Origin of the sequence: Streptomyces sp. NPDC008313, from assembly GCF_042956125.1 — a bacterium.
GTDB lineage: Bacteria > Actinomycetota > Actinomycetes > Streptomycetales > Streptomycetaceae > Streptomyces.
Window position 1 is genome coordinate 241371 of the sequence record NZ_JBIBFR010000007.1, and the last position, 13671, is coordinate 255041.

The window sequence follows — 13671 nt, forward strand, 5'->3', positions numbered from 1 at the left end:
TGACGGTCGGGACGGCAGATCAGTTCTGTGCGGCTTCGGACACCACGACGTAGACGCCCTCCAGGTTGACCATGCGGCTGAGTTCGGCCTGGTCGATGGTCACCTTCTGGGTGCGCTCGAGCGCGGCGAGGATCTCGATGGCGCGCAGCGAGTCGGCGTCGTGCTGCTCCTTGAAGAGGCTGGTCTCGGTGACCTCGTCCTCGTCGATCTCGAGAATGTCGCAGACGATCTCCTTGATCTCCTGCTTGCGGGCAGCGTCAAGTACGGTCGTCACGTTCGCGTTGGGCATCTCGACTCCAATGAGGGATCGGTATCGGAGTCGGGCGACTCCGCCATCCATGCGTTGGATCGAGAGTGGATTCGGCTGCTATACCCGGCCTATACGGTTTCTGATCCGGACAGCCAGCCGAGCTGAGCGGCCCGCAGGCCCGCCTGGAACCGGCTGCGGGCGCCGAGCCGGCCCATCAGCTCGGCGGTGATCCGGCGCCCGGTGCGCACGGAGACGCCCAGCTTGCGGGCGACGACCTCGTCGGTGAGCCCCTCGCCGAGCAGCCGCAGGACGGCCTGCTCCTGCCCGGACAGCTCCTCCTCCCCGCGGTCCCGGGGCTGCGGCCTGCCTCCGCTGAACGGGATGGCGCACTCCCAGACCCGGTCGAAGAGTTCGCACAGGACGGCGATGACTCCCTGGCCGCGCAGCACGAGGGCCCCGGCGGCGGAGGCGTCGGGGTCGATGGGCAGGACGGCGTGGGTGCGGTCGAACAGCAGCATCCGGGAGGGCAGCGACGCGGTGGTGCGCACCTGGTCGCCGTGCCGGTGCAGCCAGCGCAGATGGTCGACGGTCCCGGGATCGTTGTGGACGCTGTCGAGATAGACGCTCCGCATGACCACCCCGCGCTGGGCGAGTTCCTCGCAGAGCGGGCGGCTGGCCCGCCGGCTGGCCTCGGTCTGCGGTCCTCCGGTGGCGAAGGTGAGCAACTCCGTCTCGCATTCCTGAGTGAATTCCTCAATGCGTGAACGGATATCGTCGAGGCCCATGATCCGTTCGATCACGGTACTGCGCAGCCGCTGCTGTGCGGCGGTGTACTCGTCGACGAAACGGGCCACTTCGATCCGGGCTTCGGCAATGCGCTTCTGCCGTTCCAGGAATTCGTTCTCCTGCCGGGAGAGAAGTGCCTGGAGGCCGATCTCGGGACTCACCACCCGAAGCTGCCCCGGTTCGTCCCAGGACGGTTTGACGAGGGCGAGCCGTACGCATTCGTCGAGCGCGGAGCGGACCACCTCGGGCTGCCACCCCAGGGTGCTCACGAGGTCCTCGACCCCGTAATCGGGCCGTTTGAGCATCGCGCGGTAGACCTCGGCCGCATGGGCACCCAACCCCAGCGGTTCCAGCATGAACGCTCCCTCGCCCCCGTGACGCACCCCCCGTGGCGCACCTGAACTGCGGTCATTATGTTCAGTAAGAAACGATTCCGCAACGAACATGTGATTGAACCGCACAGTAAGGAAGGGCCCGTTCCGAAGGAACGGGCCCTTTTCAGTCAGGAGGCCTCAGAAGTGGCCAGAAGTCATCCCCAGATCGGGTCACCGGTGACGCCGTCGGGAGTGTCGCCCCAGATCGGGTCCTGCGCCTGAACGGTCGTCGCGGTCGTGGCCGCGGAGGCGGCCGGCGTGTTCACCACACCGACGGCGGCGGTGGCGACAAGGCCAAGAGTGACGACGGCGGCGCGCAGCAGAGTCGTGCTCATGAAAAGAATTCCCCCTCGGAATTACAAATTCCCCTGTGAATCTCCGGGCGGCTCCCCGCCGTCCCGATGCCCTGATCCTCGCCGAGGGGGTCCGCCATTCACCAGGCAATAAGAATGCAGGGTGCTGCGCTGGCAACGTACTGACAGCGGAATGCGGGCCGCCGTTTTTCTCCGCCCGCCGCCCCGGACGGCGCCCGCACCTCGCTGATCAGCGGGTTCTCCCTGACGAGGCGCCCGGGAAAATCAACAGCCGAGGAAGACGGCCGCGCTTCGGCGACCGTCGCACGTCGTTCCGGGCCGCCGACGGCCGGGAACGACGTGCAGCATGATGCCAACGCGGGGCGCCCGACCGGGAGGTGGCCGCATCCGGGGGCTCGGTCGGGCACCGGGCGGGCGCTTGGGCAGGCCTGGAGCGTCCCTCGGGTGGCCCGTGGGCGGCCCTGTGGAGCCGGGGAGGCCGCGGAGAGCCGGGGAGAGGCCGCCCGCATGGCCCCCGCGCGTGGTTCCGTGCGGGGCCCGTGTGCGGGGCCCGGCTGCGGCCGGCAGGGGCACCGAGCCGGACCGTGTCCAGGCCCGGACATGGACGCGGGCCCGGACACGCGAGAACCCCGCCGGATGAATCCGACGGGGTTCTCAATTGCAGTGGACCTGAGGGGATTCGAACCCCTGGCCCCCTCGATGCGAACGAGGTGCGCTACCGGACTGCGCCACAGGCCCTTGCAACGAGAGAAACTCTAGCATCCCGGTCCGGATGCTTGGAAATCCGTTCCCGGCTGGTCAGCCGGGGCGTCCACCGGGGCTTCACTCGTTGGCGGCGCGGGGCCGTCCGCCGTCCTCGTACTGGTCGAAGAGCGGAGTGCGGCCCCGCTCGCGGGCCCGGCGGGCGGAGGCGGCACGCCGTGCGTCGCAGCGCCCGTCGTCGGCGGAGTCCGGCCGCTCCTCGCCCGGCTCCGCCGAGGCGGACGCGGGGCCGGGGGCCTCCTCGGCCGCCTCCTGCCGTCCGCTCGGCTCGGCGGCGCTGGAGCGCGCGGAGCTCCACGCGTCGGGCGCCTGGAGGTCGACGCTCGGGGTGGCCCGGGGGGCGACGGGCGCCGTCACGTACGTCGGCAGCGGCACCGGGACCGGGTCCCAGCTGTCGCCCTGGCCGGGTCCGCGGCGCCGCTCGCGCTGCTGGTCGACCCACTCGGCGTGGTCGGTCTGCTCGACCAGCGCACGCCGGTCGGCGGCCAGCGCGGACAGACCGGGATCGGTCTCCGGTTCGGGACCGTCCTCGGGCTCGTCGGCTCCGGGATCGAGCGGGGGGCGGCGGCGCGGCTGGCGCTCCCGCAGACGCTGCGCGGCGGCCTCCGCCCGGCGCCGGTCCATCACGTAGGTGAAGCGCCGCCGCTCCTGGACGCGCAGGTACACGATGTACAAGCTGAGCAGCACCGCGGGGACGCCGGGCGCCCACAGGAAGGCGAGCCCGCCGACGGCCGCCACGATCGCGCCCACGGTGAAGGCCAGGAAGAGGACGACGGTCGTACGCCGCCGGCGCGCGAGCACCCTCGTGCGCCGGGCGCGTGCTGCGGCCTCCGCCGAGGAGGGGCGCCGCGCCGCCGGGATCCGCCTGCCCGCGGGGCGGGCGGACGGGCGTGCGGCGGGTCCGGCGGACTGGTGCGGCACCTGTCCGGCGGGCTGGGCGCCTTGCTGGACAGTGCCCTGGGACCGGGACATGGGTGCCCGCTCGCCGCCGGCCGTGTGCTCCGGCGCGGTGGTGCGCTCCCGCTGGTCGTAGGGCTGGGCCTGCGCCCGGTCCCGGACGCGGGCCTGGAGCTGTGGCCGGTGCTGCTCCTGGGCGTGCGTCTCGGGGCGGCGCCGCTCCTGCGGCTGCCGGACGGTCGGGGGCACGGCGAAGGCCCGGACGTCCACCGAGTCGGTGACGGCGTCCGGGTCGGCGCTGGGCTCCGCCTCGTCGGTGGAGCGCGCCCGCAGGTCCTTGGCGTACCGGCGCTCCATCCCCGCCCGTCCGGACAGCAGCCGGATGGCGGTGCTGAAGCGTTCCGTCGGACGGGCTTCGTTCAGCTCGTCCTGCCTACGGAGCCACATCGGCACCAAGTAGGCGGCCCAGGCCCCGACGATGACTGCGTAGATGAGGCCGCTGCTGCTCACGCCTCACACGGTAGAGGGGTTTGCGTGAGGCCATCTGCCAATTGGGCCGGTGTGTCGCACGATCTGGCTGATATTTCGAGCTTTTTTTGTGACCGATGCGATCACAGGACCGTCGAGACCGCGAATTTATTGGCCTGAGGCGATCAGTTGCCGGTTCTTTTCGAACACATATTCAATTTACTCTGGGTTACGCGGTGTTCCAGGGGCTGTCGCTCGAAGAGTTCCGGACATCTCCCGGTGCGTTCGGCCCGCCTCCCGGCGCGGTGCCGGGCGAGTTCCCTCTCTCCGCCTCCGCGCGCCTGCGCCGCCAGCGGGTGAGCAGCCCCTCGGGGACCTCCTCGGCGGTGAGCGCGTAGACGAGGTGGTCGCGCCAGGCTCCGTCGATGTGGAGATAGCGGGGGCGCAGACCCTCCTCACGGAAGCCGAGTTTCTCCACGACCCTGCGGCTCGGCCGGTTCTCGGGGCGGATGCAGACCTCGAGGCGGTGCAGTCCGACGGTCCGGAAGCAGTGGTCGGCGGCGAGGGCGACGGCCGTGGGCATGACTCCGCGGCCCGCGACGGACTCGTCGACCCAGTAGCCGACGTGGCCCGAGCACATCGAGCCCCAGGTGATCCCGGCGACCGTCAGCTGGCCGACGAGCCTTCCCTGGTACTCGATGACGAACGGCAGCATCCGGCCCGCGTGGGCCTCCGCGCGCAGGTGCCGGACCATCTGACGGTAGGTCGGCCGGTGCGCGACGGGGCCGCTGGGGGTGGGCGGCGGAATGGTCGCCTCCCAGGGACGCAGCCAGTCGCGGTTGCGCCGGTTGACCTCGCGCCACGCCCGCTGGTCGCGCAGCTTTATCGGCCTCAGGACGATGTCGCCGTCCGTCAGCTCGGCGGGCCAGGACGGGCTGTTCAGTGCGCACCCCCACCACTGACGGGTCTCGCGTGGTCGCCGCCGCGGAGCTGGTCCACGGCGTGCCTCAGCAGCGGCTCCAACACGGCGAGGCCGTCCCTCACCCCGCCGGAGGAGCCCGGCAGGTTGACGATCAGCGTCCTGTTCGCCACTCCGGCCAGTCCCCTGGAGAGCACCGCGGTCGGCACCTTGTCGCGGCCGTACGCCCGGATCGCCTCCGCGATGCCCGGCACCTCGTGGTCGATCACGGCCCGGGTCGCCTCGGGGGTGCGGTCGGTGGGCGAGATGCCGGTGCCGCCCGTGGTGACGATCACGTCGTAGCCCGCTTCGGCACCCGCGCGCAGGGCGGCTTCGACGGGGTCGCCGTCGGGGACGACCCGGGGGCCGTCGACGGTGAAACCGAAGCGGCGCAGGCCCTCGGCGATCAGCGGGCCGCCCGTGTCCTCGTAGACACCGGCGGCCGCCCGGTTGGACGCCGTGACCACCAGCGCGGCGTACGGCCCGGGGAGGGCGCCTCCCGCGGAGTCGTCCGGCGTCATGACCGGTTCCAGTCGCCGGACTTGCCGCCCGTCTTCTGCTCCACCCGCACGTCCGTGATGACCGCTCCCTTGTCGACCGCCTTGACCATGTCGATCACGGTGAGCGCGGCGACGGAGACCGCGGTGAGCGCCTCCATCTCGACGCCCGTGCGGTCCGTCGTCCTCACCGTGGCGGTGATCTCCACGGCGTCGTCCGCGACCGACAGGTCCAGTTTCACACCGGAGAGCGCCAACGGGTGGCACAGGGGGATCAGGTCGGGCGTGCGCTTGGCGCCCATGATGCCCGCGATCCGCGCGGTGGCGAGGGCGTCGCCCTTGGGGACCCCCGCACCGCGCAGCAGGTCGATCACCTGGGGGGAGACGAGGACGCGGCCGCTGGCACGGGCGGTGCGGGCGGTCACGTCCTTCCCGGATACGTCGACCATGCGGGCGGCACCCGACTCGTCGATGTGCGTCAGCCTGCCTTGCGTACTCATCTGCTGTGGCGCTCCCGGTCGGGGCCCGTGGTGCGGCGCGGCGCGTGGGCCTGTTGTGCGCGACACGGTACCGCCATCGCGGGGTGATCAGCGGAGCAGGACCACCTCGACCTCGGCGCCGGGCTCGACGGAGGTCTCGTCCTCGGGGACCACGATCAGGGCGTCGGCGTGCGCGAGGGCGGCGACCAGATGGGACCCGGAGCCGCCGACGGGCGTCACCTTCCCGTCCCCGTACGTCCCCCGCAGGAACTGTCTGCGGCCCGCGGGCGAGGTCAGCGTCCGGTCGGTGGTGAGCTTCGCCCGGGTGGTGGGGCGGTGGACGTCGTCCAGGCCCATCAGGGTGCGGATCGCGGGGCGCACGAACAGCTCGAAGGACACGTACGAGGAGACGGGGTTGCCGGGGAGGGCGAGCAGCGGGGTGTGGTCGGGACCGATGGAGCCGAAGCCCTGGGGCTTGCCGGGCTGCATGGCGAGCTTGCGGAACTCGACGCCGCCGCCCTCCTCGTCCTGGTCGCCGACGGACTCCAGCGCCTCCTTGACGACGTCGTAGGCGCCGACGCTGACGCCGCCCGTGGTGACCACGAGGTCGGCGCGGACCAACTGGTCCTCGATGGTGGCGCGGAGCGTCTCGGCGTCGTCGGCGACGGCGCCGACCCGGTAGGCGATCGCACCGGCGTCACGGGCGGCGGCGGTGAGCGCGAAGCTGTTGGAGTCGTAGATCTGGCCGGGCGCCAACTTCTCGCCGGGCTGGATCAGTTCGCTGCCGGTGGAGAGGACGACCACGCGCGGGCGCGGGCGCACCCGCACGGTCCCGCGCCCGATGGCGGCGAGCAGCGCGATCTGCGGCGGGCCGAGGACGGTGCCCGCCTCCAGGGCGCGGTCGCCGGCCCGGACGTCGCTGCCCTCGGCCCGCACGTGCGCGCGGGCCTCGGCCGGGCGGTGCACGTGGACGACTCCGGACGCCTGTTCGGGGGCCGCGCTGTGGGCGCGCATCCCCGTGACGGGGCCCTCGCCGAGGCCGCCGTCGGTCCACTCGACGGGGACGACCGCCTCGGCTCCGGGCGGCAGCGGCGCCCCGGTCATGATGCGGGCGGCCTCGCCGGGGCCGACGTGGGGCTGCTCGGCCTGGCCGGCCGCGACGTCGCCCACGACCGACAGGGCGGCCGGGTACTTCTCGCTGGCGCCGGCGACGTCGGCGACCCTGACCGCGTATCCGTCCATCGAGCTGTTGTCGAACGGCGGCAGGGAGAGCGGCACCGTGACGTCCTCGACCAGGACGCAGTCCTGCGCGTCGAGGAGCTGCAGCTCGATGGGTTCGAGCGGACGGACGGTCTCCAGGACGTCCGCCAGGTGCTCGGCCACCGACCAGACGTGGTCCTGGCCGGTGGCACGGGTCGCGGCGCTGCTCAAATCGCTACATCTCCTCGGCTACGTAACGGCGAAGCCAGGCCCGGAAGTCCGGGCCCAGGTCTTCACGTTCGCATGCGAGTCTGACAATGGCACGCAGATAGTCACCGCGGTCCCCGGTGTCATAGCGGCGGCCCTTGAAGACGACGCCGTGGACGGGGCCGCCGACCTTCTCGTCCGCGGCGAGCTGCTGGAGGGCGTCGGTGAGCTGGATCTCCCCGCCGCGGCCCGGCTCGGTCTTGCGCAGTATGGCGAAGATGCTCGGGTCCAGGACGTAGCGTCCGATGATCGCGTAGGTGCTGGGGGCGTCCGCCCGGTCGGGCTTCTCGACCAGGCCCGTGACCTTGACGAGGTCGCTCTCGCCGGTGCCCTCGACGGCCGCGCAGCCGTAGAGGTGGATCTGCTCGGGGGCGACCTCCATGAGCGCGATGACGCTGCCGCCGTGCTCCTCCTGGGCCTCGACCATGCGGGCGAGCAGGGGGTCGCGGGGGTCGATCAGGTCGTCGCCGAGCAGGACGGCGAAGGGTTCGTCGCCGACGTGGGGCGCCGCGCACAGGACGGCGTGGCCGAGTCCCCTGGGGTCGCCCTGGCGGACGTAGTGCATGGTCGCGAGGTCGCTGGACTGCTGGACCTTGGCGAGCCGGTCGCCGTCGCCCTTGCGCTGGAGGGCCGATTCCAGCTCGTAGTTGCGGTCGAAGTGGTCCTCGAGGGGGCGCTTGTTGCGGCCCGTGACCATGAGGACGTCGTCGAGACCGGCGGAGACGGCCTCCTCGACCACGTACTGGATCGCCGGCTTGTCGACGACCGGCAGCATCTCCTTGGGAGTGGCCTTGGTGGCCGGCAGGAACCGGGTACCGAGGCCCGCTGCTGGGATGACAGCCTTGCTGATCCTGGGTTGCGACTCAGTCATGCCAGAACCATATCCGGTCGCTATGTGCGGAATCTGTGGGTCCGATTTATTCGTTCTCATATGCGCACATTCGAACAGTACGGGAGCAGTCTGTGAACGACATCGGACCCGGCCCGGAGTCTGCCAAGAAGACCTTGCGGCGGAGCCTCGCCGCGGTGAGGGGAGAGTTGACGGCGGATGACGTGCGGGAGGCGGCCGCGGCTCTCGCGGCCCGCGCTCTCGGCCTGCCCGAACTGGCGCACGCGCGCACGGTGGCGGCGTACGTCTCCGTGGGGAGCGAACCGGGCACCCTCGCGCTCCTCGACGCGCTGCACGCGCGCGGCGTACGCGTCCTGCTGCCGGCGCTGATGCCGGACAACGACCTGGACTGGGGGGCCTACACGGGCCCGGACTCCCTCGTGCGCGTCCAACACGGCGGGAGGATGGCCCTGTTCGAGCCCGCGGGCGAGCGGCTGGGGCCCGAGGCCGTCCTGGGGGCGGACGCCGTCCTGCTGCCCGGCCTCGCCGTGGACACGCGCGGGATGCGGCTGGGGCGCGGCGGCGGCTCCTACGACCGGGTGCTGGCCCGCCTGGAGCGCGCCGGGGCCCGTCCGGCCCTGGTGGTGCTGCTGTACGGCACCGAGGTCGTCGAGCGGGTCCCCGAGGAGCCGCACGACCTCCCGGTGCACGCCGTGGTGACCCCGTCGGGGATCCGGCGCTTCCACTGAGCCGCCCGGGGCACCGCCACGGCACAGGACGGGCACGGGAAGGGCCCTCCACGCGCGCGTGGAGGGCCCTTCCCGTGTTCTCGTGCCCGTGTCCCCGAGGGGCCGCCTCAGGGGCTCAGGGCTTGAGCACCAGCGTGTCGCTCGTGCTCGCGTCGACCGCCTTCTTCGAGGACGCCCAGGGCAGCAGTTCGCCCTTGGCCCACTTCTCCGTCTGGTCGGTGTAGTGGGCGTTGTAGGCGTGCCCGGAGGCGCCGGTGAGGTTGATCCACTTGGACTTGTCGAGGTCCCCGAGGTTCACCACCATCCGCATCGACGGCACCCAGACCACCGAGTAGCCGCCCGCCGCGTTCCAGCCGGTGGCGTTGACCGTGGCCTCGCCGCCGCCGAGCTTCCAGGGGCCGCGGTTGAGCAGGTACTGCACGAAGCCGGGGCCCTCGGTGCCCAGGGTCTGGTTCTTCAGGAACAGGCGGTGCAGCCGGCCCCAGCTCCAGGTGTCGATGTCCTTGCCGAGCTTGGCGGTCAGCTCCCAGCGTGCGTCGTCCATGGCACGGGCGAACAGCTCGTCACGGGTGTCGATCGGCTTGTCGGTGCGGGTGCCGGGCGACTGCCACCAGTCGTTGTCCTCGTCGTCGACGATTCTGCGGACGACCTCGAACCAGCGGTCGCCGCCGTCCGGCTGCGCCTGGTCGGCGTCGCGCTGTCCGCACTCGCGCACCTTCTGGTCCTCGTCCGCCGGACCGGTGGTGTCGACCCGGTCGACGTAGAGGCACTGGCCCTTGACCCGCAGCTCCTTGGGCAGCTTGTTGCCGAAGGTGAGCTTGAGGATGTTGCGCCAGGTCGCGTTGAAGTAGGCGGCCGCCGCCGAGTCGGCGTCCTGGGTGTAGTCCCAGCCCTCCAGGAGCTTCTGCGCCTCGCGGACGTCCTTGTCGGCGATGTCGATCTTGAGCAGCTTGGGCACCAGGAGCTTGGCGATCTCGCTGCTGTTGTCGATCTGCATCTGCCGCATGTCGTCGGGGGAGATCTTGCCGCCGCCCTTGATCTTCGACTCGATCAGGTCGGTGATCCGCTGGCTGCGCGTGCCGTAGCCCCAGTCCGTGGTGAGCGTGTAGGGGTACTTGTCCTTGTCGACGACGGCCTGGTTGGCGGTCACGATGTAGCCGCGCTCGGGGTCGTACTCGTGGGGCAGCGCGGACTGCGGGATCCAGCCGGTCCAGCGGTAGTCCGGGTCCCAGCCGGGGGCCGGGAGCGAGCCGTCGTGGCCCTTCGAGCGGGTCGGGATCCTGCCGGGCAGCTGGTAGCCGATGTGGCCCTCGGTGTCGGCGTAGACCAGGTTCTGCGAGGGGACCTCGAAGGACTGGGCGGCCTTGCGGAACGAGGTCCAGTCGGACGCCTTGTCGATCTCGAACACGGCGTCCATGGAGGTGCCGGGGTCCAGCGCGGTCCAGCGCAGCGAGATGCCGTAGCCGTCGCCCCGGTCGGGCGCCGCGGCGCTGACGCCCGCCTTCTTGCCGACCTTGACCAGCTCGTCGTCACGGTCGGACAGCAGCGGGCCGTTGTTGGTCTCCCGGACCACGATGGTCTTGGCGGAGCCGCCGGCGACCTTGATCGTCTCCGTGCGGCTCCTGAACGGCTTGACCTTGCCGCCGTACTGGTAGCCGTCGCCGGTGAGCTTCTCCAGGTACAGGTCGGTGACGTCGACGCCGGAGTTGGTCATGCCCCAGGCGATGTCCCGGTTGTGGCCGATGACCACGCCGGGCATTCCCGAGAAGGTGTAGCCGGAGACGTCGTACGAGCACTTGGCCGAGACGGCGCGGCAGTGCAGGCCCATCTGGTACCAGACGGAGGGCAGCGAGGCGGACAGGTGCGGGTCGTTGGCCAGCAGCGGCTTGCCGGTGATGGTGTGCTCGCCGCCGACGACCCAGGAGTTGGAGCCGATGCCGTTGCCGTTCACGCCGACGGCCGTGGGCACGTCGTCCAGGATCTCGTAGAGCCCGGTGAGCTGGCTCTCCAGGCCGTCGGGCGCCGCGGTGTCACCCGCGAGCCCCGAACCGGCCGAGGACTGCGTTCCGGTGGTGCCGGCGCCGGACGTCCCGGCGGTGCCGCCGCCCGTCGTACCGCCCGTGCCCGTGCCCGTACCGCCGCCGCTGCCGCTGCCGCTCGCACCCTGGTCGTAGGTGCCGGTGAGCTCGTCGTACGAGCCCTCCTGGACGATCGCCTTGTTCCGGCTGTACGGATAGTCCGGGTACAGGTCGGCGATCTGCTTCGGGCCGAGGCGGCTGGTCATCAGGGAACGGTCGATCTCGTCCTGCATGTTGCCGCGCAGGTCCCAGGCCATCGCCTTGAGCCAGGCCACCGAGTCGACCGGAGTCCACTTCTGCGGCTTGTAGTCGTTGGTGAAGCCGAGGGCCGCGTACTCCAGGGAGATGTCCGCGCCGTCCTTGCCCTTCAGGTAGGCGTTGACTCCCTTGGCGTACGCGTCGAGGTACTTCTTCGTCGAGTCCGACAGCTCGGTCTCGTACTCCTTCTTCGCGACCCGGTCCCAGCCCAGCGTGCGCAGGAAGGCGTCGTTGTCGACCTGGCCCTTGCCGAACATCTCGGACAGGCGCCCGGAGGTCATGTGCCGGCGCACGTCCATCTCGTAGAACCGGTCCTGCGCCTGGACGAAGCCCTGCGCCATGAACAGGTCCTCGTCGGAGGACGCGTATATCTGCGGGATCCCGTTCCCGTCGCGCTTGACGTCGACCGGGCCGGAGAGGCCGTCGAGCGTGAGGGAGCCCTTGGTCTGCGGGAAGGAGGCACGCACGGTGCTGATGCCCCAGTAAGAGCCGTACGCGACGCCTCCCACGACGGCCAGGACCAGCACGATCAGGAGCAGACGGGCTCTGCGCCCCTTCTTCCTGCCGGACTTGCCTGGCTTTCGGCCGGAAGAGGCGGTGGTGTTCGGGGGCATCGCTGTCCTTGCTGTCCTAACGCGAGCGGCAGACGGGGCTGTGCATTTGACTGAGCGCTGGAGCAACCATAGGCGCAGGGCCCGTGGCGCCTTGACGCGGAGTCGGGAACCGGAACGGACGGGCGTTCGATCATGCCGTGGAAAGCGTCAAGAAAGCGTCAAGAGTTAGGTAAGGTAACGAAGTAGTTGGCCGAAGCGGGACCATGCGAGAAGGGAACAGCCCCTGACTGTCCACCACCTCAACCAGCTCCTGCTCGTCTGCTCGCTCGTCCTGCTCATCGCGGTGGCGGCGGTCCGGGTCTCTTCGCGCAGCGGGCTCCCGACCCTCCTGGTCTACCTCGGCATAGGGGTCGCCATGGGCCAGGACGGGATCGCCGACATCCGCTTCGACAACGCCGAACTGACCCAGGTCATCGGGTACGCGGCCCTGGTCGTGATCCTGGCCGAGGGCGGCCTCGGCACGAAGCTGCGCGAGGTGAGACCCGCGCTTCCCGCGGCGGCCGCGCTGGCCGTCGTCGGGGTCACGGTGAGTGTCGGCGTCACGGCGACGGGCGCGCACTATCTGGTCGGGCTGGAATGGCGGCAGGCGCTCATCATCGGCGCGGTGGTGTCCTCGACGGACGCGGCCGCCGTCTTCTCGGTACTGCGGAAGGTGCCCCTCCCCACCCGCGTGAAAGCCGTCCTCGAAGCCGAGTCCGGTTTCAACGACGCCCCGGTGGTCATCCTCGTCGTGGCCTTCTCCGCGGCGGGCCCCGTCGAACACTGGTACGCCCTGGTCGGCGAGATCGCCCTCGAACTGACCATCGGCGCCGTCGTCGGACTCGCGGTGGGATGGGCCGGATCCTTCGCACTGCGGCACGTCGCCCTGCCCGCCTCCGGCCTCTACCCGATCGCCGTCATGGCCATCGCGGTCATGGCGTACGCGGTCGGAGCGCTCGCGCACGGCAGCGGGTTCCTCGCCGTCTACCTCGCCTCGATGGTCCTCGGCAACGCCAAGCTGCCCCACTGGCCCGCCACCCGCGGCTTCGCCGAGGGGCTCGGCTGGATGGCCCAGATCGGCATGTTCGTCCTGCTCGGCCTGCTCGTCACCCCGCACGACCTGTGGGACGACATCTGGCCCGCGCTCGTCATCGGTCTCGTCCTGACCATGGTGGCCCGCCCGCTGAGCGTCCTCGTCAGCCTGCTGCCCTTCCGGGTGCGCTGGCGGGAACAGGCCCTGATGTCCTGGGCGGGACTGCGCGGCGCCGTCCCCATCATCCTGGCGACCATTCCCATGGTGAGCGGCATCGAGAACAGCCTCCGGATCTTCAACATCGTCTTCGTCCTGGTCGTCGTCTACACCCTCATCCAGGGACCCACGCTGCCGTGGCTGGCCCGCACACTGCGCCTGGACAAGTCCGCGGAGGCGGCCGACCTCGGCATCGAGTCGGCGCCCCTGGAACGGCTGCGCGGGCACCTGCTGTCCGTCGACATCCCGGAGGGCTCGCGGATGCACGGCGTCGAGGTGGCCGAGCTGCGGCTGCCCGCGGGATCCGCCGTCACCCTCGTCGTCCGCGAGGGGCGGTCCTTCGTACCCGCGCCCACCACCGTGCTGCGGCACGGCGACGAACTCCTCGTGGTCGCCACCGACCCGGTCCGGGACGCGGCCGAGAGGCGGCTGCGCGCGGTGGGCCAGGGCGGCAAGCTCGCCGGCTGGCTGGGCACGGCGGGCAGAAGCGGCCTGCGGTAGGGCTTCGCCCCACGTCAGGGACCTCGCCCCGCGTCAGGGCCTCTCGTGCGGCCCAGCGCCGGGGCCTCTCGGGCGGATCGGGCTCCGGGCTCGCCCCCGGAGCACGGCGGCGCCCCACTGTGGATGGGCAGGCGAGCCGGTCCATGGTGCTCGTTTTCACAG

Annotated in this window: 12 protein-coding genes and 1 tRNA gene; 2 read left to right on the forward strand and 11 right to left on the reverse strand. The window is 71.1% G+C overall.

The features are described from left to right. Window positions 1-19: 19 nt before the first annotated feature. The 10 genes from ACFY93_RS12195 to galU form a co-directional block, all read right to left on the reverse strand. A complete protein-coding gene (locus ACFY93_RS12195; RefSeq protein WP_391356676.1) occupies window positions 20-289 on the reverse strand; it encodes a phosphopantetheine-binding protein in 270 nt (89 codons plus the stop codon). 89 nt (window positions 290-378) lie between these two features. Beyond that, a complete protein-coding gene (locus tag ACFY93_RS12200; protein WP_391356678.1) occupies window positions 379-1392 on the reverse strand; it encodes a DUF6879 family protein in 1014 nt (337 codons plus the stop codon). A 173-nt stretch (window positions 1393-1565) separates the two neighbouring features. Beyond that, window positions 1566-1745, reverse strand: coding sequence for a hypothetical protein (locus tag ACFY93_RS12205; RefSeq protein WP_391356681.1), 180 nt, complete (start codon window positions 1743-1745; stop codon window positions 1566-1568). 643 nt (window positions 1746-2388) lie between these two features. Beyond that, window positions 2389-2462 (reverse strand) — tRNA-Ala (locus ACFY93_RS12210). An 84-nt stretch (window positions 2463-2546) separates the two neighbouring features. Continuing rightward, window positions 2547-3893 carry a gephyrin-like molybdotransferase receptor GlpR gene (glpR, locus tag ACFY93_RS12215; RefSeq protein ID WP_391356683.1) on the reverse strand — a complete coding sequence of 449 codons (1347 nt, stop codon included), beginning with the start codon at window positions 3891-3893 and terminating at the stop codon, window positions 2547-2549. 187 nt (window positions 3894-4080) lie between these two features. Continuing rightward, the gene (locus ACFY93_RS12220) at window positions 4081-4794 is read right to left on the reverse strand and encodes a GNAT family N-acetyltransferase (RefSeq protein WP_391356843.1); all 714 of its coding nucleotides are present in this window, start codon (window positions 4792-4794) and stop codon (window positions 4081-4083) included. Beyond that, window positions 4791-5330, reverse strand: a complete 540-nt coding sequence (locus tag ACFY93_RS12225; protein WP_391356685.1) for a molybdenum cofactor synthesis domain-containing protein — start codon at window positions 5328-5330, stop codon at window positions 4791-4793. Before ACFY93_RS12225 ends, ACFY93_RS12220 begins: the two co-directional genes overlap by 4 nt. Next, complete coding sequence (gene moaC / locus ACFY93_RS12230; RefSeq protein WP_391356687.1) at window positions 5327-5806, reverse strand: cyclic pyranopterin monophosphate synthase MoaC; 480 nt, start codon at window positions 5804-5806, stop codon at window positions 5327-5329. Before moaC ends, ACFY93_RS12225 begins: the two co-directional genes overlap by 4 nt. A gap of 87 nt (window positions 5807-5893) precedes the next feature. Then, a complete protein-coding gene (gene glp, locus ACFY93_RS12235; RefSeq protein ID WP_391356690.1) occupies window positions 5894-7216 on the reverse strand; it encodes a gephyrin-like molybdotransferase Glp in 1323 nt (440 codons plus the stop codon). A 4-nt stretch (window positions 7217-7220) separates the two neighbouring features. Next, the gene (gene galU, locus ACFY93_RS12240; protein WP_391356692.1) at window positions 7221-8123 is read right to left on the reverse strand and encodes a UTP--glucose-1-phosphate uridylyltransferase GalU; all 903 of its coding nucleotides are present in this window, start codon (window positions 8121-8123) and stop codon (window positions 7221-7223) included. Between the two features lie 92 nt (window positions 8124-8215). Here galU and ACFY93_RS12245 point away from each other — a divergent pair, with 92 nt between their 5' ends. Next, window positions 8216-8830 carry a 5-formyltetrahydrofolate cyclo-ligase gene (locus tag ACFY93_RS12245; RefSeq protein ID WP_391356695.1) on the forward strand — a complete coding sequence of 205 codons (615 nt, stop codon included), beginning with the start codon at window positions 8216-8218 and terminating at the stop codon, window positions 8828-8830. Window positions 8831-8945: 115 nt separating this feature from the next. Here the strand turns inward: ACFY93_RS12245 and ACFY93_RS12250 are convergent, their stop codons facing one another. Then, complete coding sequence (locus ACFY93_RS12250) at window positions 8946-11780, reverse strand: penicillin acylase family protein (protein WP_391356697.1); 2835 nt, start codon at window positions 11778-11780, stop codon at window positions 8946-8948. 223 nt (window positions 11781-12003) lie between these two features. On the opposite strand from ACFY93_RS12250, the gene ACFY93_RS12255 reads away from it, so the two are divergent. Beyond that, on the forward strand, window positions 12004-13509 hold the full coding sequence (locus tag ACFY93_RS12255; RefSeq protein WP_391356846.1) for a potassium/proton antiporter: 1506 nt from the start codon (window positions 12004-12006) through the stop codon (window positions 13507-13509). Window positions 13510-13671: the final 162 nt, after the last annotated feature.